Origin of the sequence: uncultured Cohaesibacter sp. (genome assembly GCF_963556055.3) — a bacterium.
GTDB lineage: Bacteria > Pseudomonadota > Alphaproteobacteria > Rhizobiales > Cohaesibacteraceae > Cohaesibacter.
Genome location: NZ_CAUVYE020000031.1, coordinates 181,076 through 201,953 on the forward strand (window position 1 = coordinate 181,076; position 20,878 = coordinate 201,953).

A 20,878-nucleotide genomic window follows, 5' to 3' on the forward strand; every position below is an offset into this window, starting at 1 on the left:
ATACCCGCCTCATTGTTTGCAGCCAATACAATCATTCCAGCACAAGAAACATTGCAACAAGCAGGGTTTCTTCCACAAACCATTTGCGTCAGGCAGATAGCTTTATAAACAATCTATGATTGCATTTAACTGATTGTTCCCCTTTATGGAGCACTTATCCAGGTCATCGAGAAAGGCAAAAAAGCGAAGATTCTTGCCGGTCAATTCGGTTGATTTTGTTTTAGATCAACTGGACAGTTATGGTTTAGAGTGCTAGCAAAGACGCAGTTTGATTGGGATAGTTTAAGAAATAAGAGATCGAAAAGATGGATTTTTCAGAATTGATTGCGACGAAAGCAGCCAAGGTTGGGATATTGGGTCTTGGCTATGTCGGGATCCCGCTTGCGCACCGGATATCGGAGGTTGGTTTACGGGTTCTTGGTTTTGATATTCTGGAGAAGCGCGCGGACGATCTGAACAGCGGCAAGAGTCCGATCAAGCATATACCTGATGCCAGTATATCGCAGATGCTTGAAGCGGGTTTTGAAGCGACGACGGATTTTTCCCGATCGAGTGAATGTGATGCCCTGATCATTTGCGTTCCGACGCCACTTGACAAGTCACGGGAGCCGGATCTTTCGTTTGTTGTCGAGACGATGGATTCGATTGCGCCTTATCTGCGCAAGGGTCAATTGCTTTCGCTTGAGAGCACGACCTGGCCGGGCACGACGAAGGAAGTTTTGCTTCCCTATTTTTCGAAAGCAGGTCTTGAGGTTGGCAAGGATTGCTATCTTGTCTATTCCCCGGAGCGCGAAGATCCGGGCAACCCGAATTTTCATACCAGAACGATCCCGAAGGTTGTTGGCGGACACAGCCCGCACTGCCTTGAGGCCGGCCTACAGCTTTATGGCACATTCATCGACCATGTTGTTCCGATCAGTTCCACCGATGCGGCAGAAATGGTCAAGCTGCTCGAAAACATCCATCGCTCGATCAATATTGGTCTTGTCAATGAGATGAAGGTGATTGCGGACGCGATGGGCCTTGATATTTTCGAGATCATCGACGCGGCCAAAACCAAGCCGTTTGGCTTTACCGCCTATTATCCTGGCCCCGGGATTGGAGGCCACTGCATTCCGATTGATCCGTTTTACCTGACCTGGAAGGCCCGTGAATTCGGGATCCATACCCGTTTCATCGAGCTTGCGGGAGAAATCAACGCGGCGATGCCTCAGTATGTGGTCGACAAGACCGTCAAGGCCCTGAATGAAGCCGGCAAGCCGCTGAAGGGAGCCAAGGTTCTTGCTCTCGGGATTGCCTACAAGCGTGATGTGGATGACATGCGCGAAAGCCCTTCGGTATTCGTGATGGAGATTTTGCGCGATTGGGGAGCCGACATCAGCTATTCCGATCCCAACGTTCCCGTTTTTCCGAAGATGAGAGAACACCGGTTTGACCTGACCTCAGTTGATCTGTCACCGGAAACGGTTGCGGACTATGATGCGGTACTGCTTCTGACGGATCACAATGCCTTTGATTACGAGATGATCAAGAAGCATGCGAAGCTGATTGTCGATACCAGAGGCAAGTTCAGGAATGACAGCGAGGTCGTCAGGGCCTGATCGGCCGGATGATCCCGAGGATAGAGACAGGAAACGAATAGATGACAAATTTCGCCTTGATTGGTGCTGCGGGGTATATTGCCCCCCGCCATCTTAAGGCTATCAAAGAGGTTGGCGGCAATCTTCAGGTTGCCTATGATATCAATGATAGCGTGGGTATCATGGACAGCCATTTCCCTGATGCTGCCTTTTTTACCGAATTCGAACAGTTTGATACCTATTGTCATGCCCGTCAGGTTGCGGGAGACAAGATTGACTATGTGAGCATTTGTTCTCCGAACTATCTGCACAAGTCCCATATTGGCTTTGCGCTTCGCGCTGGAGCGGATGCGATCTGCGAGAAGCCACTGGTTCTCAATCCTTCCGACATTGACGATCTTGAGAGGCTTGAGAAGGAAACGGGCAAACGGGTCTATTCCATTTTGCAGTTGCGCCATCATCGCGCCATTCTTGATTTGAAAAAGCAGGTTGAGGCCGGTCCGAAAGACAAGGTCTATGATATTGACCTTGGCTATTTCACCTCGCGCGGGGCCTGGTATCATGCGTCCTGGAAAGGCTTCCCACACAAGTCCGGGGGTGTTGCGACCAATATTGGCGTTCATTTCTATGACATGCTGAGCTTCATCTTCGGCAAAGTGCGCAGCAGCGTTGTGCATTATCGTGGAGAGGACGCGACCGCAGGCTATATCGAGCTGGAGCGTGCTCGGGTTCGCTGGGTGCTTTCGATCAACCGCAATCATTTGCCCGACCACACACCGGCAGGCCAGACGACCCATCGCTCGATCACGGTTGATGGCAAGGAGATCGAATTCTCTTCAGGCTTTACCGATCTGCATACGGTCAGCTATCAGGAAATTCTGGGCGGCCGGGGCTATGGGCTTGAGGCTGTCCGCCCTTCCATTGAGCTGGTGAGCGGCATCCGGACTGCGCCGATTGAATTGTCTCGAGGTGAACAGCATCCCGATTTGCAGAAAATCATCAAGTCATGAGCAACGCGGCCTCCTTTGTCCATGAAAGCGCCTATGTCGACCAGCCTTGCGAGATCGGCAAGGGCACCAGGATCTGGCATTTTGTCCATGTTCTGGCCAACACGGTGATTGGCGAGAATTGTGTTTTGGGACAGAATGTCATGGTCGGTCCGGACGTGACGATTGGCAATGGATGCAAGATCCAGAACAATGTCGCGCTCTATCGCGGCATCCGGCTTGAAGAGGATGTTTTCTGCGGCCCGTCCTGTGTCTTCACGAATGTTACGACACCGCGTGCGCATGTGGAGCGCAAGAGTGAATTCAGTGAAACACTGGTCAAGCGCGGGGCAACGATCGGGGCCAACGCAACGATTGTTTGCGGCAACCAGCTTGGTGCCTATTGCATGGTTGCGGCCGGAGCCGTTGTGACAAAAGATGTGCCGGACTATGCGCTCGTCGCCGGGGTTCCAGCCAGACGGATCGGCTGGGTATCGCGATCCGGCGAACGCCTGGGAGAGGATTTGAAATGTCCCAGAACCGGAGAGCTCTATAGAGAAGTGAACGGAGCGCTTGAGCTTGTCGCTTAGGAGAAAATCAGATGCAATTTATCGATCTGGGTGCGCAACAGGACCACATCAAATCCTTGCTGGATGAGCGCATGGCGCGGGTTCTTTCTCACGGCAACTATATCATGGGGCCGGAGATCGGGGAACTTGAGACAGCCCTCTCGGATTTTTGTGGCGCAAAGCATTCGCTGACCTGCGCCAATGGTACGGACGCGCTTCAACTGGCGCTGATGGCAGCCGAAATCGGAGCGGGTGACGCGGTTTTTGTCCCGTCTTTCACGTTTGCCTCCACAGCAGAAATCGTTCCGATGGTCGGGGCGACGCCCTTTTTTGTTGATGTCTGTGCGGACAGTTTCAACATGGATGCCGACAGCCTTGCCAGAAGCGTGGACGCTGCGCGCAAGATGGGGCTTCGCCCAGCGGCCGTCATTCCGGTCGATCTGTTTGGCCTGTCTGCCGATTATGACAGGCTTGGAGACATCGCCAGGGCCGAAGGCATGATTGTCATTGCCGACAGCGCTCAGGGCTTCGGGGCCAGTTACAAGGGTCGCGTTTCCGGCAGCATCGGTGATATATCGACAACCTCCTTTTTTCCGGCAAAACCACTTGGCTGCTACGGTGATGGCGGTGCGCTGTTTACCGACAATGACGACTGGGCGGACATGATCCGTTCGCTGCGCGTGCATGGCAAGGGCCATCACAAATATGAAAATGTCCGTCTTGGCCTGAATTCGCGACTTGATACCTTGCAAGCTGCCATATTGCTGGCAAAGCTCAGCGTCTATCCGCAGGAGATCGAGAAAAGGCAGGCCGTAGCAGAGCGATATGACGCAGCGCTCAGGGACGTCATTGAGGTGCCTGTCGTTGCCGAAGGCTATCGCTCGGTTTGGGCGCAATATACGCTCAAGGCCCGGGACGCAGACCATCGCACCGCAATCATGGATACATTGTCCCGCAACGACATTCCGTCAGCCATCTACTATCCCAAACCGCTGCATATGCAGAAAGCCTACATGAACTATCCGGGAGATCCTGACGGTCTGGCAATCTCTGCAACGCTGGCAGATCAGGTCTTTTCCATTCCAATGCATCCATATCTGGACGAAATGACCCAGGATCAAATCATCGCAGGGCTCAGAAAAGCAATCTGATACAAAATCATCCAAACCAGACAAATGCTGGTTTGGTCACGTTCCTGAGATAAACCGCAATTTAAACATCACTGCGAAGATTTTCCAAGACGCGCCAACGTGCCTTGGAAAGTTGATCGCCATCGTTGAAATGCCGGGCAATTTGCTGATACAACTTCTGAGGTATGCATGTGCCTGTTGAAGTTGCCTCCCCGAGTGTTGGCAGTTCGATACGCAAAGACTGGAATTTGAATGATGCCTCAACCAGAAGGGCAGAGCAGAGCGAAACGTATCGCCATTCTGTTGCCCAATCCCTGCAATCCTGATTATCGTGTGATTAAGTGGGCAAAGCTCATGGCGGCAGAGGGGCACGATGTGAGACTTTTTTGTCGGCATCAAGGCCAGATCCCGGCGCGCGAAGAAATTGACGGCATCACATTCATACGAAAAGAAATTAGCCCGAGAACATTTTTGAAGTTGAAGGCAAAATCGCTTTTAAAGACGCTCTTTTTTTCAAAAACCAGATAAGATGCGACCGTGTCGGAATGAGCTAACAAGACGACACACCTGTCCCGGACCACATGCTGATGATCAGATCCTTTTTCTACAAAGTCCTGAAGTTCAACGCTCATCTTTTGAACAGGTTGGTGCGTGTCTACTATTACCGGGAGCAAGCTACGGCATTTGAACTGACCTTTGAAGAGGAGCTGCGGGATTGGCAACCCGATATCATCCAGTGTCATGACTGGCAGACCTTGAGACTTGGTAGCAAGATCAAGGACGAACTCGGCTCCTATCTGATCTTTGACAGCCACGAACTTGAAACACATCGCAATCCTCCCATGTCACCATCCCGCAAACGCTGGATGGAAGCGTATGAAAAGACACATCTTCCGAAATGTGATCTTGTGTCGACAGTTGGCGGCATGATCGGGGAATATCTTGAAGAGCATTATGGGGTCCCACTGCCCGCTGTTGTCTACAATGCCCCCATAGAGGAGGAGAATGTGCGCCCCAGTGTCTTCGAACGATGGGGAAAATCGGCACAGGATTGCACTGTACGCGACCACATTCCAATGGACACACGAACAGAAGATCTTTTCCTCATGGTCGTCGTGGGCAATGTGACCGTCAATCGCGGCGTGGAAACCGTCCTGACCGCGATGCGTGACATTCCTCAGAATGCACATCTTGCAATTGTTGGGCGCATCAATGACCAGTTCCGGAGCATCGTGGGTCAATTGATTGAGCAGGGCGGACTGGAGGGACGGGTTCATCTTGTGGATCCGGTCAATCCCGTTGAGGTGGTGCCATTCATCAGCACAGCTGATCTCGGCGTCATACCGCTCATTCCTGCAACGCTTTCATACGATTTGGCTCTGCCAAACAAGTTGTTTGAGTGTGCCTTTGCGGACCTGCCAATCGTGGCTTCCAACACGCGTGAAATCAAGAAAATGATCGACCAGCATCAACTTGGCGAAACCTGCATCCCGAACGACTCGGATGCGCTTGCCAAGGCGATTAACAAGATGATGATGCAAATCCGCGCCGGGGAGCGAAAGCAGGACAATTCGGCTTTTCGGGAGATGTACCGGTTTGAGAAGAATGCGCGTCCGGTATTGGACGCCATCGCATCCGCTCCCCTGTTGGAGACGTCTTCGGTCAAGTCTTGATCAGCACCGGTTTTGGTCTCCGCCAGAAGTTTTTGCCAGAGGCACAGGATACCCATGAAAACAATCTGGATTATCAATCAATATGCCTCAACGCCTGAAACAGGATATGGAGGCCGGTTCCATTATCTGTCCAAGGCGCTTGCCAAACGCGGCTATCAGGTCGTTGTGATCGGAGAACAGCATCACCATCTCCTGAATTCCAACCTGCCGCGGCCCCTGCCCGAAACCGAGACATGCGAAGGCTACCAGCTTGTTCGCATACCACTGCTGAATTATGACCACGCCCATTCCAAAAAGCGTGTTCTGAACTGGATCCTGTTCGATCGCAAGCTTGGCAAGCTCTATCCGACGATCTCACCAAAGCCGGATGTCATCCTTTATTCTTCGCCGTCCCTGCTACCTTTCTCTGGCGCTTGCAAATTGGCAAGACGCACCGGTGCCCGCCTCGTTTTTGACGTCCGCGATATCTGGCCCTTGACCTTGATGGAGCTTGGAGGCATATCCCGCATAAACCCGATCATCCAGTGGATGCTGCACGTCGAGAAAAAGGCCTACAGACTGTCCGATGCCGTGACGTCCAGCATGCCCAATGCGATTGAGCATTTTGTCATGAACGGGCTAGATCCTCACAAATTCACATGGATACCGAACGGGGTCGATGTTGAGGAGTGGGAAAAAGCCGAGCCACTGAGCGATAAAATTGACCGGCAAATCCCCCGTGGCATGTTCACAATCGGTTATGCCGGATCTCTGGGCACGGCAAATGCTATCGGAACGATCAAGGAAGCGGCGAGCAAACTTGCCACTCATGACGATATTCTCTTCATTTTTGCAGGAGAACGGGACCCTGCAAAAACGGGCCGAGATGGCAACATTCTGACCCTGCCATTTCTTCCCAAGCGACAAATCCCCACCTTGCTGTCGCGCTTTGATGCCAGTGTCATTTCCTGGCATGATTCCCCTCTCTATCGCTTTGGCATTTCTGCCAACAAAGTTCCGGAATATCTTCTTGCAGGCAAACCAATCCTGAATTGCTATTCAGGCCGGGCTGATCTGGTTGAGGGATTCAATGCCGGGATGACTGTGCCCGCGGGCAATTCCGATGCGCTTGCAGAGGCCATCCTGGCTATGAAAGCCCTTTCAGAGCAAGAGCGCCGGGAGATGGGCGAGAATGGGCGCCATTCGGCTGTTACGCAGTTGAGTTATGAAACACTGGCCGAGAAGCTGGAAGACGTTCTCTTTCCAGACCAGAACACGAAAATCTAGCGTGCTTTCCCCACCCCACCAAAGATGCGTTCGCTTCAATCAATGGCAGGTCGGCTTTTGACTGTAAGGAGGCATTCTCGTCGGGGCGTATTTTCCTTTTTGTTGTGCGGCGAAAAACGGATGGCGAAATTTCTCTTGGCAACAAGGCTGATCTACGCCCTGCCATTTGAAAGTGGCATGGACAGTCAGTTGGCCAGATTCAGACTGCCAGTCTTGATAATCATGGCAAATGAGAGAAAACACTCCCGAGTTGTCAATCCTCGAGCAGTTTCTGCAAGTAGCTCGGGACACTGGCTTCCGGCAATGAAATTCCTTTGGGCCAAATTGTGCAGCTATGCGCTTTGAGCAGAGTTGTAACCCCATATTTCTTTCTGGAAGCTGCCGAGTTTGCTTTCAGAACGTTCGGGTCTATCATTATCGCACCGTCATGGGCGGTAGAATTGTATACAGGCGCTACAGAAAACTCGGTTGGCTTCGTGGTCATTTGGTATTTTTTCGATTTTCTTACCAGCTTTTGCACGTCATCAAGAATGCAGAACCCGATCTGCGACAGAACTTTCTTTCCCTCAATTTCAGAGTTTCCAAGATTCTTAAATGAGTGTGTCGGGCAATACTCGACACTTTGTTCTGTTGCGGTAAAACGGATTATTGTTGGCACTCCACTCTGAAGCATGTTTTTCAAGAATTGCAATTGCTTCTCTGGGCTCATGAAGTTAAGAACACTGTGGATGTGTACTATGTCAAACTCTCTAATGAATGAACTGGTGATGTCAGCTGCATGCCCGACACGAAAATCATCATTGAAGCGTGATTTGGCTCTGCGGATCTGTTCAGAAGAAATATCCACGCCAACATATCGCTCAACAGGGTGCTCGTAATACTCCTGAAGAGCATAGCGTAGAAAACCTGCGCCGCAGCCGACATCCAGGAATTTTTTGGCTCCCAGGGAACGCGCCAATTCAATCAATTCAAATGAGTGGCTGTTGAGATATGAGCTAGATTTCCGATGGTGCTCACCTTTTATATATCCAACTATATCATAAGCATCCACAACAGCGGGATCTTCATAATATTCCTGATTCCGAAGCGTGTTGCTTTCATCAATATTTACCGACCAAAGCGAGTTCCTCTCATTATACTCATCAATTTTCGAGAGTCTTTCTTTTTCATTTGGGCTGAAGGTCGCAAAAATCTGTTTCAGTACACTCATGACTAAATTCCGCTCCAGAAACGAATTCTAAATATTGGATGCAGTATCCGTATTAAATGTGGCATACACTGTCCATGAAAAAATGTTCTCATCCTAATTTATTGCTGGTTACGATGACAGAAGCCAGAAAGCCGGATTTGGGTGGATGTTGGCAACTGAAGTCTATTATTGAATGGATCAGACATGCCCAGATGAGCTCATCTGCATCCAATGAAATAATATGATTCAAAGAGCCCGGTCGACGAGCACAGTGTTCCTTTTCTGCTCCAATAGTCTCGTCTGCAATGATCCGCTTTGGTCGCGGTTCTTCTGCTTGCAACCGACATCCAGCAGGTTGAATATCTGGCCCTAAAGATATCCATTGGGGTTCCTCTGTTGCCAGCGCCAATGGTCGGAACACATTTGTTTGAGGTCCCTCTCAGCAGTCCAGCCTAGCAGGTCTTTTGCGCGTTTTGGATCGGCGTAGCATGTGGCTATATCACCGGCACGACGTGGGTACATGTCAAATGGGACGGCTTGCCCACAAACATCGGCAAATGTGTTGACGATATCCAGAACACTGTACCCAATGCCCGTGCCAAGATTGAGCGCCAGACAGCGATGGTCCGAGATTTGCTCCAAAGCCTTGACATGACCGCGTGCCAAATCCATCACGTGAATGTAATCCCGAACGCCCGTTCCATCGGGGGTCGGATAATCATTGCCCCATATTCTGAGTTTTTCGAGACGCCCTGCCATCACCTGCGTAATGTAGGGAACCAGATTATTCGGCACACCAATCGGGTTTTCTCCAATTCTGCCGCTGTCATGCGCTCCCACCGGATTGAAATAGCGCAATATTCCGATGGACCAGTCTTCATCCGAGCTGGAAATATCGCGCAGGATATCCTCGATCATGAGTTTGGTGCGGCCATAAGGATTTGTGACAGACAGAGGATGCTTCTCATCGATCGGCAGATATTGCGGCTCTCCATAAACGGTTGCCGAAGAACTGAAAATGAGCGTTTTCAGTCCAACTTCTCTCATTGCTTGAAGCAGGGACAGTGAGCCAGCCAGATTATTGTCAAAATAAACGAGTGGGTTCTCGACAGATTCCCCGACCGCTTTCAGACCTGCAAAATGGATGACAGCCTGACTTTTGCTCTCTCGCAGGGCTTGGGCAACTTTTTCGTGGTATCGAATGTCTCCCTTGATCAAAGCCACTTTTTTACCTGCTATCGCTTCGACCCGTTTCACTGCCTCGATATGACTATTGCTAAAATTATCGAATATGGTGACATCATAGCCTGAAATCAGAAGCTCAAGACAAGTATGGCTGCCAATATATCCTGCGCCACCAGTTAAAAAAACTCTTGAACTCAAAGGGGACTTCCTTTCATCCGTCGATCATTGCCAATGTAAAATAAATTTCAAATGTGTAGAGCAATTGAGATCTGTCATGGTTTCCTTGACGATCTGCCGGCAAGCATATTCATTTTGATGCTATTAGCCTTTGGTTCTTTTAGGTTTTCCTTTCGTATGACTATGAAACAAATTGCAACCGAGTGAGGTCGCTCCAGAATATCGGCTGGCATTGAGTGACGCCTGCATCTGGTTTCTGACAGGGTTTTACAACTTATTAGTCATGCATGTCCAATTAACAATCTTGGTGCTGACTTTTCCCTAAATCACAGCCTACTCCTGTGATTGCATTGAGGCTAGCTGAATATTTCTAATGGAATCCTGTTTGCCTCTGGTCCATATCCGGGTCATGTGAAGCCTTTCTTGAACATTGGCTTTTGGCCCACAGCGCCCTGAGTTTGGTTGTGTCCTGCGAGGAGTGGTTCCCCGTGCAAGCAGTTTCGCGTTGACCACTTGTTGTTGCAAAATGTCTGCGTCAATTGTAAGGAGACTTCGTCTGGCCAGAAACAACATAATTACGCCACAAAAACGATGCATTGGAGGCTCTGCTTTGAAGGTTGGTTTTCTTCCAGCCTCGACATTCTATAGCAACCGATTTTGGCCATTTGGCAAGAAGGCCTTTGCCAATTGTGCTTACAGATTTAAATGATGGTAGAATGAAGGTAAGCTCCCACAGCATAGGACACTGGCAACCCTTGATTTGAATTCCAGGTAAAGCTTTTTGTTTGGTAAGCTTGCCTTTGAATAGGGTTGCAAAATAGACGTTTGATCTTGTGGCCAACAGTCATGCTAAAGATCTTTGAGTGGAGATAAGATGAGCATAAATAATCAAAGCGAAAAGAAAAATTTTGCGATTTCGGAAAGAATCAACAAGATCGTGAGTAATTTCACTCCTGATCATTTTTCATTCTTTCACGCCAATCTGATTATCTCCTTTATCAATACGGTCATCATCAAAAACAATATTCTTTTGATTTCATGTCTTGTTTTTCTGAGAGTTATTGGTCGGGTCATCATAATTCTGAACTTTGCGATTACGCTGAAAGCGGTTGTGTCTGCAATACGTCCGGATTTGTTGCTGAAGCTTTTCAATAGAATACTTCATCATTACGGATCTGGAATGACGGTCGAGTATGCTCATTTGGCCTATATCGTCGTTGCCCTCATCGTCATCGTCAACATTGTCGACTGGGTTGCGTTCCTGTTGACGGAGAGACTGACCACCACTTTGAACAAGCGCATCAATGCGAACAGCAGCAAGTTTGGCGAGGATGCCGCCATGGGTGAAGACCTGTTCCTGATAGAACGGGTCACCATTATTACTCAAAGTGTCTTGAAGTGTCTGGATGCGCTCATTTACATCTCGATCATGATGTTCCTGATCTTTTTCTTCTCTCCAATTCTTGCGGTGTTCCTTGCCCCTCTACTGTTGTTGCAGATTGCATTTCAGGTCTTGTCAAGGCGCTCAAATTTGAAGGCCACCGAGGAAAACAGACAAATCAGAGATGGCTATGTTTTCGATAGTCAAACGGAAGGCGTGAAGAACAAACGCCTCTTTTCTGAAGACATTACAGAACGCAAACGTTATGTCGACTCGCTTGAAAACCGCCGCTATTCGCGCAATCTCAAGCTTCATTTTGATAATTTCCTGGGAGCGCTGGTCCTTGTCGCGGTCATTTTCTATCTGTTTTCCAGCGAGATGGAGATGGACGCAACGAGAGCCAGTCTGCTCATTCTCTTCATTGTTGCGCTGCGCCAAACCGTTGGCCTGGGCAAGGAACTAAGCCGGGAATTCACGGCACTTCTGGATCTGCGCCGGGATACCGACAAATTGCAATATATCATTGACGCCAATAATTTAACCAAAAAGGAATAGAGACAGCGGCTTTTCGTGATGCCAACTGAAGGTCCTGGGTTTCCGTCCATCTTTTCCCTAGAGGCAGAGGCGGCAGGCCTTTACAGCATTTGGATTTCTCTCTATGTCTTGTCAGGGAAAATCGGTTATCACGAATGCACTCCAGACAACCTAGAACTGGATACCCAGCCAGAGATTTCGGCGGTTGCTTTATGCGTGCGCTTTTTCAGGGAGGGCTATGCAATTGCAATCATCAGTCAACGCCATGTATTCTATCGGAAGGTTGCCGGAACTGCCGCAGCTGGCCTTGAAGCTGAAAGAGCGTCTTGGCTGGGAACCGACCTACTGGATCACCCAGCCGGGTCTTGAAGCCGATGTGAAGTCCTTTTTTCCAGATGTCATCACGCAGGATTTTACGGACGCCAATCTGGGCGTGAACGATCCCGTAGAGCTTGAAACATTGCCAGTCATTGATCCCGGCCTTCTGGTTTCCAATGGTCTGCTTTTGCGCCAGGGGCTGGAAATAACGGCCAGACATGTCCTGGATAACTCGATCAGACCGGATCAGCAGTTCAATTTCTATCTGAATCGTCTGAATTATGCGTTCCGTGTCGTCAAGGGACTGGATTTGCAAGTCTTCGTGCTGGCTTCTTCGCCGCATTGCGTCGCTGATTTCGCTTTCTATACCGCTTTCAAGTTGCTTGGAAGATCGATCCGTTATCAGCACCTGACGGGATTTCGCGGATATCAGTTGGTGTTCGATGATGTCGCTGCTTGGCCCGTAAATGACCTGCCACCTGAAGCTGATCACGACATCTGGGATGACAATGACAAGGAATTGGCGAAGCTTCTGGACGACCAGTCCGACAACACACCATGGTATGTCACCGCTCAAAATGAGCGGAATATGAAGCATGAAAAATATTATACCACTGCGCAAGAGATTATAGAGTCCGGTCTCTATGACTATGGCCACGTCGATTTTCACAAACCGCCACAGAAAATCGTGATTGCAAAGAAGGCAAAGGCGGCGCCGAGCGAGATCACTCATCAAGAGCCTGCTCCAAAAGGCTCAGGCCTTTTCAGTCGGCTGAAACGGGGAGGCGCGTCCCCCTCTGTTGACGCGCCTGTACCGCAGCCTGTCCTAGAAGAGCCTGAGCCGCATCTGGTTGATGCCTTTTCCAGAAAGTTTCAGGAAAAGCATTCCTTGGAACTGGCTCGGGCTTTTGCCTGGACCAGTCGGGGATTTGGGCGCCCCAATATTTCATGGGTCAATCATTATCACTATCGGGACTGGTCTCTTTTGACCAAGCAGCGTTGGGCGGCTCAGTATGAAGCGTTGACGCAAGATTTCAACTTCGACGATTTCAAAGAAACCCCATACGTATTTTATGCATTGCAGTATCAGCCGGAGCGAACCACGAGCCCGGAAGCGGGTATCTTGTCTGATCAATTGTTTGCGCTGCAAATGATACGCGAAGCCATGCCTGAAGACTGGCATTTGCTGGTCAAAGAGCATCCCTCGCAGTTTCTTTGGCAAACAGAAGGCGAACTTGGGCGTTGGGACGGGTATTATGATCAGATCCAAAATCTACCCAGAACCACCCTTGTGCCGACCTCCGTGCCGTCAAGACCCTTGATAAAGTCTGCAAAGGCCGTGTGTACTCTGACCGGGACGGTTGGTTGGGAGGCGAGTCTTGCTGGCATTCCGGCAATATGCCTGGCACCAACCTGGTATTCCACCGAAGGAATTGTGTTGCCAGTGGCTAACCTGGAGACCCTTGGCGAAGCCTTCGGAAAAATCATCAACGGATGGCGGCCTGATCACAGTATCATCAAAGACAGAATTGCTTTTTTGCAGCATTTCGGGCGCAGGTGTTACATCAATCCCAGCCATGCACCACAATATGACGGATTGTCGGAAGACATGAATGCTGAAACGCTTGCAGATCTGTTTGTTGTGAATGAAAGCCGTTTTACAGGAGCATTTCATGAAACCCTTGATCGTGATTCAGTGCCGACTGAGCTCATCTAGGTTACCCGCCAAAGCCCTTCTCGATCTGGGGGGAGCATCACTGCTTCAACGTGTTGTCGAGCGGTGCCAGATGGTCCAGAGCCCGTCGGACATCGTCATTGCAACGTCCACAAATCCGGAAGATGCGATGATTGCTGATCACGCCACGCGATTGGGGGTCAAATCGTTTCGCGGGTCTTTGGAGGATGTTCGACAACGCTTCATTGATTGCGCCTCTGAATTCGGATCAGACTGCGTGATAAGAGTAACCGCTGACAATCCTTACACGGAACCCGCTTTTATCGATGACATGATCAAGGCGAAGATGGCCAATCCGTCATGCCCCTATATCGTGCACGATCTTGACAAGGTTGTTTATGGCACAGCAGGCGAATTGATAGACATGAAGGCCCTGACAAATAATCTGTCTTCGTTACCCGGCATCGGAAAAGAACATACGACTTCGGGGCTCGCGCAGTTACCCGGAGCGATAAAGCTTGTCCCGTCGGCTCCCTTGTCTGATGAAAATTTGTCTCTGACGGTCGACAATCTGGACCAGTTTCACAAGGTTTGGGCGATCATGAAGACATTTGGCAATGGAAAGGATGCGTTGGCAAAGATTGTCGCGTCATTCAAGGCCAGTGATCATCCTTCCCTTCAGTTTCCGGTTCGAAGTCAATGACAGCCAAAGAACTCGTCCTGGGCACAGCCAATCTCGGCATGGCCTATGGAACTGCAATCAAGAGACACGAACCAGACCATGCTTTCAGCCAGCTTATTCTTGGCAAGGCAATGGAGGCTGGCATCACAAGGCTCGATAGCGCCGCAGCCTATGGCAACAGCGAAGATCGCATCGGCGACTTCATCGCTGCCTTGAATGATGGGTCTCTGTTATGTGCCTCCACCAAGACACCGCCCTATTCCGAGGCGATGGGACAGGCCATCGATGCTCTCGTGACCAAGGATATCGAGACGTCCTGCCAGAAACTCAGGCTTCGACGGCTTCCTCAGGTTCTGTTGCATCGATGGTGCAATTACGCTCAGGACGATGGCCTCATCTGGGCGTGCCTTCAAAAACTGAAGGCAGCTGGCAAGATCGGCGTGCTGGGCGCTTCTGTCCAGTCTCCGGCAGAGATGCAGGAAGCGTTAAAAACAGCGGATGTCGAGGCGATCCAACTGGCCTGCAATTTGCTCGACTGGCGGTATGACGAAGCCCCTTACAGGCATGCGCTTATTCAAAGCAACAAGCGGATTGAGGTCCGAAGCGTTTTTCTTCAGGGCTTGCTAACTCTGGATGAAAGAGTGGTTTTTCCGACAACGCCAGACCCCTATGACGAAGGCCAGGTTCGCGCGTTTCTCAAGCAAGCGGCCGATCGCTTGGCTGGTGGTGATCTGATTGAGCTATGCCTGAGATTTGCACGCGGTTTGGAATGGGCCGATGCGATTGTGGTTGGGGCGGATTCTCCTGCTCAAATCGAACAATTGGTTTCGATTTGGAACAAGGGACCATTTTCTGTTGAAGACATGAATTGGATACGTGCTTCCCGTCCACGGTTGCCGGTCAGTTTCCTTGATCCCGCAAAATGGTCTTGACCCGATATTTGGGTTTGAACGGCCATTTCGGTTTTGATAGTTTGAGCCGGTATTTTGTCTACGAAATTCTTTTTCTGTCGGTTGGTTTGCCATGGATAATTCAAGCTCCTCTTCTCTTCCTCTTTACGGTTCTGCAATTTTCGTATCCGGTGCGGCCGGGCATTTGGGAAGAGCAATCGTTGAAGGAATCGCCAGAGATGGCGGCGTGCCGATCTTGAATGGTCGCAATGGCAGAAAGCTCGAGGCCGTTGCAGAGGACTTGGAGCGATCCGGCCATGACTGCCTGATAGCCGCCGGAGATGTGAGTGATTGTGCCCAGATCGACACGCTTCTGGCGGACAGTCATTCGGAGGTTGAGCGACGCGGATTGCGATTTGATGGAATGGTGAACAATGCCTACGCTGGTCAGGCATCTGATACATCAGAAACCATTGCCGATCTCTTCACGCAGGTAGCTCGCACCAACATCGGTGCCGTTGCTCACTTGGTCTACCGATTTTCGGAACTCTCTCCGCATCTGCCAAAATCGGTCGTCAATGTCGCCTCGATGTACGGGATGGTCAGTCCCGACCCGGGCCTTTATCCGGATGGGGTGGCGGTGAATCCAATACAATATGGTGCAACGAAGGCCGGGCTCATTCAATTGACGCGATATCTTGCAGTCAATCTGGCGAACAGGAATATTCGGGTCAATGCCATCAGTCCCGGCCCTTTTCCGACGGGACAGGTTCAGACAGAATTGCCACAATTTATAAGCAATCTGGAAACACGCGTGCCATTGAAACGCATTGGGCAGGCGGCGGAAGTCTATCCCGCCGTTCGGTTTTTGCTCAGAAGCGATGCCAGCTATGTGACTGGGATCAATGTACCCATAGATGGTGGTTGGACTGCCATATAGTGATCGTTCTGGATGTATCGCAGTTTTGCTCTCCGCTGGGGCCTATCAAGTAGCCGGAAACTGCACGTGAAGTGCATTCCCCTTTTTATCACAGGCTCATGATGCGGCCTTCACCTCGCCGTCGGAAAGCAAAGCATAATCAGGTCTTGGCGCAATTCAGTGTGCCTCAGATCATTGATGACCATTCATTGACGACCATAATGCAGGAAATCCAGTTCGCCCCGTGTAAAGACCTGCATCCAATAATCCGCAGAAGCTCCAATATCCAGAGCGGTCCCCCCATTTTTCGCAATACGCCCGATCAGGATCTTGCCAACAAAACCACCACCAACATAGAAGACCGGATCGAGCGAGGCCAAATCATCAATTTGTTCAAGCAAGCTGTCCAGAAGATGCGGCGTGGCTTGTGCGGCCATCTCGTCTTTCTGCACATTATCCTTCACCATCGAGTGAGGCGGCAGTCGGACGTCATTTGTGAACATCTCAAATCCCAAAGACTTATTGATTTCATCCTTGGTGAAACAGCTGACAAGAACATTCGAGCGTCCTTCCTGATGAAAATCCTTCATGTGTTTTGAGATGAACAGATCCTGATGGCATCGATCATCCAACAGGACTTTCTGGCTCCAATCCAGTTGACCCGATTTGGCCAGACGATCAAGTTCCTTATAAAGAATAACATGCGTTCTCATGGTCGACGGCCAATTCTCGATTGGGTTCACCGTTGCATGTATCGCCAGAGGCATATCCCGCATAAGACGATAAATTGATGGAATCCCGAGCATATCCACTCTGGTGAAGGCGTCCTCGGCATCCCGTCTCAGCCTTTGCCGTATGTCTTCGGACATGGTTTGGCTCCACCACAGACGCTCACGCCGATCACGATCAGCCTGCTGCACTCCGGATGCAACATAGTCCACATCGAATGCATAGACTTCACCATCGCCAATTCTCAGCATCGTGAAATTCTCGTGGCGCTGGAGTTTGTCCAAGATCTCCCGCTTAAGTTCACCCTGCTCAAATTCTGAGATTCTGTAATCTGCATATTGCGTCTTTGCCGCAGTCGCGATGTCACGATAACTGTCGGCCAGCCTGCGCGTTGTTGTCGACAAAGAGGAAAAAAGCGCTAACGCCTCCTTCCAATAATAGGTTTTGCTTTTTGATGTCTCTTTGAAATGCGTAACATAGTGCTCAAACACATGAGCCCGAAACGATTTGCTGGAATCGGACGTGTCCGAAAAAACCAGTTTGAGTATTTGCCTGGCTCCATCCCGGTCACCTTCCAGAATGCGCTTTTTCAGCAAATCATTAAGCGTCACCCGATAACGAGCCAGTGGCATGCCTTCCGATATGGCTGTTTTGATCGCCTCGAAATGTTTGTTCTCTGGAATTGTGTCGAGCTCCGTGCGCAGTAATCTATCATATTCCAAACGGTGAGTACGCCGATAATGGCTCATCTTGGTTGCCCAGAACCAATTCTCCAGTCCCTTGAGATAGAATATTTTGCGCTTGTCTTTCTCAACAGCCTCTTCGAGAGCCTGCAAGTCTGCGTTATATTTCTTTGCCTTTTTGGAAAGATCATTCTTCTGGAAAAGGGGAGTGCTCTTTGGAACCGGTGGCAATAGAGAAGCGCCATCAAGTTCCAGCGAGTCAAAGAAAAACTCCCATTCATTCTGTGTCACAGGATGATGGACCAACTCCACCGGAATGGACTGACTATCCATCAATGCCAGAGCCTGATCAATGTTGCCAGCGTCTTGTGTTATTACGGGCACATCAAATTGCTTGATGAAATCATCGATATATTCCACAGCCTGAGAGTGGATCGCACCAATTTTACATCCCTCCTGAAGAGAGTCGAAAAGTGAGCTGGAGCAGATGCTGACAACATATTTGGCGGTTCGGGCGGCAGCGAGGATGTCTACATCACCGGACAAGAACTTGACATTTGAGAACTTGCCCAAAGCCGCTTCATAGGCGGAAATATCTTCACGCGGATGACATTTGACAAGAATCGTCATTGATGGTTTGCGGAGTGCGAGCGCCTCGACGAACTGACTGAAAATCGTCTGCATGGCCCAGGATGTGGCGACCAGGATCGTGTGGTCTCGATCTTCGTTCTGCGCGACAGGGGCTGTCTTTGCATCTTCCTGTTTATCTGGCGCATCGAAGGAGCTGTAGTAACCCAAATTCCTGACAAAGGAGTTTTTGGTTGGAAACCACTTCTCTGGCGCCCAAACGGGTCCCCAACACAGATACTCGTCTGGAAAATAGGGGGGAGTGCGATGCTCCTCCGCGACATTGGGATAGCCATAGCCGAGATGAAAGCGACTGTTTAGTCCATGCTGATAATCAAATGATCTTATTTTCAGTTTTCTCGCAGCATCTATTTGCGCTCCGCGAAAATAATGCGTCATAAGAATCATCGCCTTAGGATTGACCATGCGCAAAAAATTGCTTTGCCATTCAAATTGCTGCTTGAAAGACCGGATAAGTTTGTGAAAGCCTTCGGCATCTCTCAGCTCGACACCCAATTGACTTTGAAAAAAAGCATTGACCGAGTTCCAGAATTCAATGGCTTCCTCGTTCAATTCCGTTTTGGGAAGACGCCACTTACCCGCGAGAAAGCGCATCAGCCCGCTATGCTCGACAGTTGTGATAGACGTCAAATTCTCGTGCTGAACAAGACGATCCGGATCATCGTGCAGAAGAAGAATCTTCTTGTTTCGCTCCAGAAGAGGCTTGATGAACCGTTCTGTGTAAACACATCCATACTCTCTGGCACGGTTTTTGGCACTCGGGCCAAGGGCTCCGCTTTCGATGTAAATATCTGCTTCCGAAAACGGGTTCCCCCCTTCCTCATAGTCGTACCGACTAGGCACCTCCGCTTGAGGGGCCGCCTGTTGATCGTATAATCCAAGTGCCTTTGACAAATCATAATAGAAACGAACCCGGTTGGCAGCCCAGACATGAACGCCCAAGTCCTGCCGAAAGACGAGATTGAACTTGCGCTCAGCCTCCCAGATGGTCCGAAAAACGTCCCACAACGGTGTGCGCACTTCGGGCTCATCAAAATCCTGATAAAACTCTGAGTAGGAATTACTTGTATCCGACATTGACCAGTCCCAGTTCATCGATCCGGTTCGATTATTCTCATAAGAACGTTGTGTTCTGCCATGATTATGGTTTTGCAGGCCATAGGGCAATAGACGAATAATATATTTGGTCGTTTTATTTTAGAGATTGGTGTACATTTCTCAATAACTATTTAGCTTGTCATGAATAAACAAATGTTTTGCCAATGAAAACTACAATTTTAGTTTGTATTTATTTAAAATACTACTTTGTGATGCATTGATCGTGTTGTGCCGTTTCCCGCGCGCTCAAAAGCTGGATCGATATTAAGTCAAGTTTTTGTGCGATTTTTCAGGGGGCAAGGGGCAAGGAAAGCAGCAAGATATCGAAATTTTCGAGTGCGTCGGTCGTATTCTTCGGTTTGAGGCTGCAAGCTGCAACAGCATGCCTTGTCGCATTGGGCAGGTCGCAGCACCTGGCTCGACAAATTCATCGTTGCTAGAAATATTTATCGGTCTGGAAAAATGAGTTGAAATCTTGATGCCCGCTTTATAGTTCTACGACAATGATTGCGTGCAAAGGCCGACCGTGGAAAATCAAATGGGCTCAGAATCCAGCCGATATTTTGACGCGTTTGAAACGGCAGAAACCTGTAGGGAAAACCAATGAATTTTATAGATGTACTAGAAGCCAGGAATGTCTATGAACGGGGCGAGAATGTTACAGAGTATTTGCGAGCCAAATACGGAGAAACTGTAAACAACTCAGAAATAATTGAAATATCATACGATTTACAAGCTGGCAGTTATGTCGAGTTCGTCAAGTCAAATTTCGAAAAAGCAAAACTGTATACGAATGAGTTGGCAGAATTGATTGGCAAGCATGCTTGCGAGGGAGACTCTCTTCTAGATGTCGGAACTGGAGAATTGACGACGCTGTCATTAATTCTCGAAGCAAACAAGTTTTCGCCCTCTCAGGTGCTCGCTTTTGATATAAGCTGGTCTAGACTCAAGAAGGGAGAGGCATTTTTTCATGAAAACAACCGCAAGAATGACGTTCCCTTGCAGACTTTTGTTTCTGACATGAAAGAAATACCGCTTCATTCCAAGAGCGTAGATGTCATTATATCCAGCCACGCGCTGGAACCAAATGGAGATAATCTTTCACAGCTGCTGAAAGAGCTTTTCAGAGTTGCCAAACGCAAGCTCGTTCTTTTTGAACCTTCTTACGAGTTGAACACTCAAGAAGGCAAAGAGAGGATGCAGCGTTTGGGCTATATCAAGGGAATGGAAGCCACCGCTGAGGCCCTTGGAGGTCGGGTGCTGGATATCATCCCGATTAAAAATGTCAGCAATCCACTCAACCCGACAGCTTGTTATGTCATTGAACCACCCCAGGCAGACGGCATGGTCTCAAAAGAAAAGCCGACATTTAGCGTGCCTGGCACGAATTTCGTGCTTGAGCGAAAAGACAGCTTCTTCGCATCCAAAGATACGGGTCTGATTTTCCCAATATTCGAGAATATCCCTATATTGAAAGGGCAAAATGGTATTCTGGCAACTGCTCATTTTTGATGCTGCATAGCGTGAACAGGCTTGCCGATTGTGTATCGTCCTGACCGTTTCCCT

At 49.5% G+C, this 20,878-nt stretch carries 16 protein-coding genes; 13 read left to right on the top strand and 3 right to left on the bottom strand.

Annotated features, from left to right (window positions below; all coding sequences use genetic code 11):
• Nucleotides 1-305: 305 nt before the first annotated feature.
• From ACHZB8_RS20295 to ACHZB8_RS20325, 7 genes are all read left to right on the top strand, one after another.
• Nucleotides 306-1,601 (top strand): nucleotide sugar dehydrogenase, encoded by a 1,296-nt coding sequence (locus ACHZB8_RS20295; RefSeq protein ID WP_316862990.1) that lies wholly within the window; start codon nt 306-308, stop codon nt 1,599-1,601.
• A gap of 41 nt (nt 1,602-1,642) precedes the next feature.
• Complete coding sequence (locus ACHZB8_RS20300; protein ID WP_316862992.1) at nt 1,643-2,590, top strand: Gfo/Idh/MocA family oxidoreductase; 948 nt, start codon at nt 1,643-1,645, stop codon at nt 2,588-2,590.
• On the top strand, nt 2,587-3,156 hold the full coding sequence (locus ACHZB8_RS20305) for an acyltransferase (protein ID WP_316862993.1): 570 nt from the start codon (nt 2,587-2,589) through the stop codon (nt 3,154-3,156). The genes ACHZB8_RS20300 and ACHZB8_RS20305 overlap by 4 nt, the downstream gene beginning before the upstream one ends.
• An 11-nt stretch (nt 3,157-3,167) precedes the next feature.
• A complete protein-coding gene (locus ACHZB8_RS20310; protein ID WP_316862994.1) occupies nt 3,168-4,286 on the top strand; it encodes a DegT/DnrJ/EryC1/StrS family aminotransferase in 1,119 nt (372 codons plus the stop codon).
• A 231-nt stretch (nt 4,287-4,517) separates the two neighbouring features.
• Nucleotides 4,518-4,793, top strand: coding sequence for a hypothetical protein (locus tag ACHZB8_RS20315; RefSeq protein WP_316862995.1), 276 nt, complete (start codon nt 4,518-4,520; stop codon nt 4,791-4,793).
• A gap of 59 nt (nt 4,794-4,852) precedes the next feature.
• Nucleotides 4,853-5,938, top strand: coding sequence for a glycosyltransferase (locus tag ACHZB8_RS20320; protein WP_316862996.1), 1,086 nt, complete (start codon nt 4,853-4,855; stop codon nt 5,936-5,938).
• A 54-nt stretch (nt 5,939-5,992) separates the two neighbouring features.
• Complete coding sequence (locus tag ACHZB8_RS20325; RefSeq protein ID WP_316862998.1) at nt 5,993-7,204, top strand: glycosyltransferase family 4 protein; 1,212 nt, start codon at nt 5,993-5,995, stop codon at nt 7,202-7,204.
• A gap of 253 nt (nt 7,205-7,457) precedes the next feature.
• Here ACHZB8_RS20325 and ACHZB8_RS20330 read toward each other — a convergent pair whose 3' ends face one another.
• The gene (locus ACHZB8_RS20330) at nt 7,458-8,414 is read right to left on the bottom strand and encodes a class I SAM-dependent methyltransferase (RefSeq protein WP_316863000.1); all 957 of its coding nucleotides are present in this window, start codon (nt 8,412-8,414) and stop codon (nt 7,458-7,460) included.
• Nucleotides 8,415-8,762: 348 nt separating this feature from the next.
• Nucleotides 8,763-9,776, bottom strand: a complete 1,014-nt coding sequence (galE, locus tag ACHZB8_RS20335) for a UDP-glucose 4-epimerase GalE (protein ID WP_316863002.1) — start codon at nt 9,774-9,776, stop codon at nt 8,763-8,765.
• Between the two features lie 1,159 nt (nt 9,777-10,935).
• On the opposite strand from galE, the gene ACHZB8_RS20340 reads away from it, so the two are divergent.
• The 5 genes from ACHZB8_RS20340 to ACHZB8_RS20360 all read left to right on the top strand — a co-directional run bounded on the left by ACHZB8_RS20340 (nt 10,936) and on the right by ACHZB8_RS20360 (nt 16,175).
• Nucleotides 10,936-11,691, top strand: coding sequence for a hypothetical protein (locus ACHZB8_RS20340; protein ID WP_316863003.1), 756 nt, complete (start codon nt 10,936-10,938; stop codon nt 11,689-11,691).
• Between the two features lie 217 nt (nt 11,692-11,908).
• Nucleotides 11,909-13,705: a hypothetical protein gene (locus ACHZB8_RS20345; RefSeq protein ID WP_316863004.1), complete on the top strand. Its 1,797-nt coding sequence runs from the start codon at nt 11,909-11,911 to the stop codon at nt 13,703-13,705.
• Nucleotides 13,662-14,366, top strand: a complete 705-nt coding sequence (locus tag ACHZB8_RS20350) for a cytidylyltransferase domain-containing protein (RefSeq protein ID WP_316863006.1) — start codon at nt 13,662-13,664, stop codon at nt 14,364-14,366. The genes ACHZB8_RS20345 and ACHZB8_RS20350 overlap by 44 nt, the downstream gene beginning before the upstream one ends.
• On the top strand, nt 14,363-15,277 hold the full coding sequence (locus ACHZB8_RS20355) for an aldo/keto reductase (protein ID WP_316863008.1): 915 nt from the start codon (nt 14,363-14,365) through the stop codon (nt 15,275-15,277). Before ACHZB8_RS20350 ends, ACHZB8_RS20355 begins: the two co-directional genes overlap by 4 nt.
• 91 nt (nt 15,278-15,368) lie before the next feature.
• Nucleotides 15,369-16,175 carry an SDR family oxidoreductase gene (locus tag ACHZB8_RS20360; protein WP_316863010.1) on the top strand — a complete coding sequence of 269 codons (807 nt, stop codon included), beginning with the start codon at nt 15,369-15,371 and terminating at the stop codon, nt 16,173-16,175.
• A 185-nt stretch (nt 16,176-16,360) separates the two neighbouring features.
• On the opposite strand, the gene ACHZB8_RS20365 is transcribed toward ACHZB8_RS20360, so the two are convergent.
• Nucleotides 16,361-19,291, bottom strand: a complete 2,931-nt coding sequence (locus ACHZB8_RS20365) for a hypothetical protein (RefSeq protein WP_316863012.1) — start codon at nt 19,289-19,291, stop codon at nt 16,361-16,363.
• A 624-nt stretch (nt 19,292-19,915) separates the two neighbouring features.
• Here ACHZB8_RS20365 and ACHZB8_RS20370 point away from each other — a divergent pair.
• A complete protein-coding gene (locus ACHZB8_RS20370; RefSeq protein WP_316863014.1) occupies nt 19,916-20,824 on the top strand; it encodes a class I SAM-dependent methyltransferase in 909 nt (302 codons plus the stop codon).
• Nucleotides 20,825-20,878 lie beyond the last annotated feature (54 nt).

Excerpts from the sequence above, each read along its gene's own strand:
- ACHZB8_RS20295 (WP_316862990.1), top strand. The coding sequence starts at position 306 with ATGGATTTTTCAGAATTGATTGCGACGAAAGCAGCCAAGGTTGGGATA.
- ACHZB8_RS20300 (WP_316862992.1), top strand. The coding sequence starts at position 1,643 with ATGACAAATTTCGCCTTGATTGGTGCTGCGGGGTATATTGCCCCCCGC.
- ACHZB8_RS20305 (WP_316862993.1), top strand. The coding sequence starts at position 2,587 with ATGAGCAACGCGGCCTCCTTTGTCCATGAAAGCGCCTATGTCGACCAG.
- ACHZB8_RS20310 (WP_316862994.1), top strand. The coding sequence starts at position 3,168 with ATGCAATTTATCGATCTGGGTGCGCAACAGGACCACATCAAATCCTTG.
- ACHZB8_RS20315 (WP_316862995.1), top strand. The coding sequence starts at position 4,518 with ATGATGCCTCAACCAGAAGGGCAGAGCAGAGCGAAACGTATCGCCATT.
- ACHZB8_RS20320 (WP_316862996.1), top strand. The coding sequence starts at position 4,853 with ATGATCAGATCCTTTTTCTACAAAGTCCTGAAGTTCAACGCTCATCTT.
- ACHZB8_RS20325 (WP_316862998.1), top strand. The coding sequence starts at position 5,993 with ATGAAAACAATCTGGATTATCAATCAATATGCCTCAACGCCTGAAACA.
- ACHZB8_RS20330 (WP_316863000.1), bottom strand. The coding sequence starts at position 8,414 with ATGAGTGTACTGAAACAGATTTTTGCGACCTTCAGCCCAAATGAAAAA.
- ACHZB8_RS20340 (WP_316863003.1), top strand. The coding sequence starts at position 10,936 with ATGACGGTCGAGTATGCTCATTTGGCCTATATCGTCGTTGCCCTCATC.
- ACHZB8_RS20345 (WP_316863004.1), top strand. The coding sequence starts at position 11,909 with ATGCAATTGCAATCATCAGTCAACGCCATGTATTCTATCGGAAGGTTG.
- ACHZB8_RS20350 (WP_316863006.1), top strand. The coding sequence starts at position 13,662 with ATGAAACCCTTGATCGTGATTCAGTGCCGACTGAGCTCATCTAGGTTA.
- ACHZB8_RS20355 (WP_316863008.1), top strand. The coding sequence starts at position 14,363 with ATGACAGCCAAAGAACTCGTCCTGGGCACAGCCAATCTCGGCATGGCC.
- ACHZB8_RS20360 (WP_316863010.1), top strand. The coding sequence starts at position 15,369 with ATGGATAATTCAAGCTCCTCTTCTCTTCCTCTTTACGGTTCTGCAATT.
- ACHZB8_RS20365 (WP_316863012.1), bottom strand. The coding sequence starts at position 19,291 with ATGTCGGATACAAGTAATTCCTACTCAGAGTTTTATCAGGATTTTGAT.
- ACHZB8_RS20370 (WP_316863014.1), top strand. The coding sequence starts at position 19,916 with ATGAATTTTATAGATGTACTAGAAGCCAGGAATGTCTATGAACGGGGC.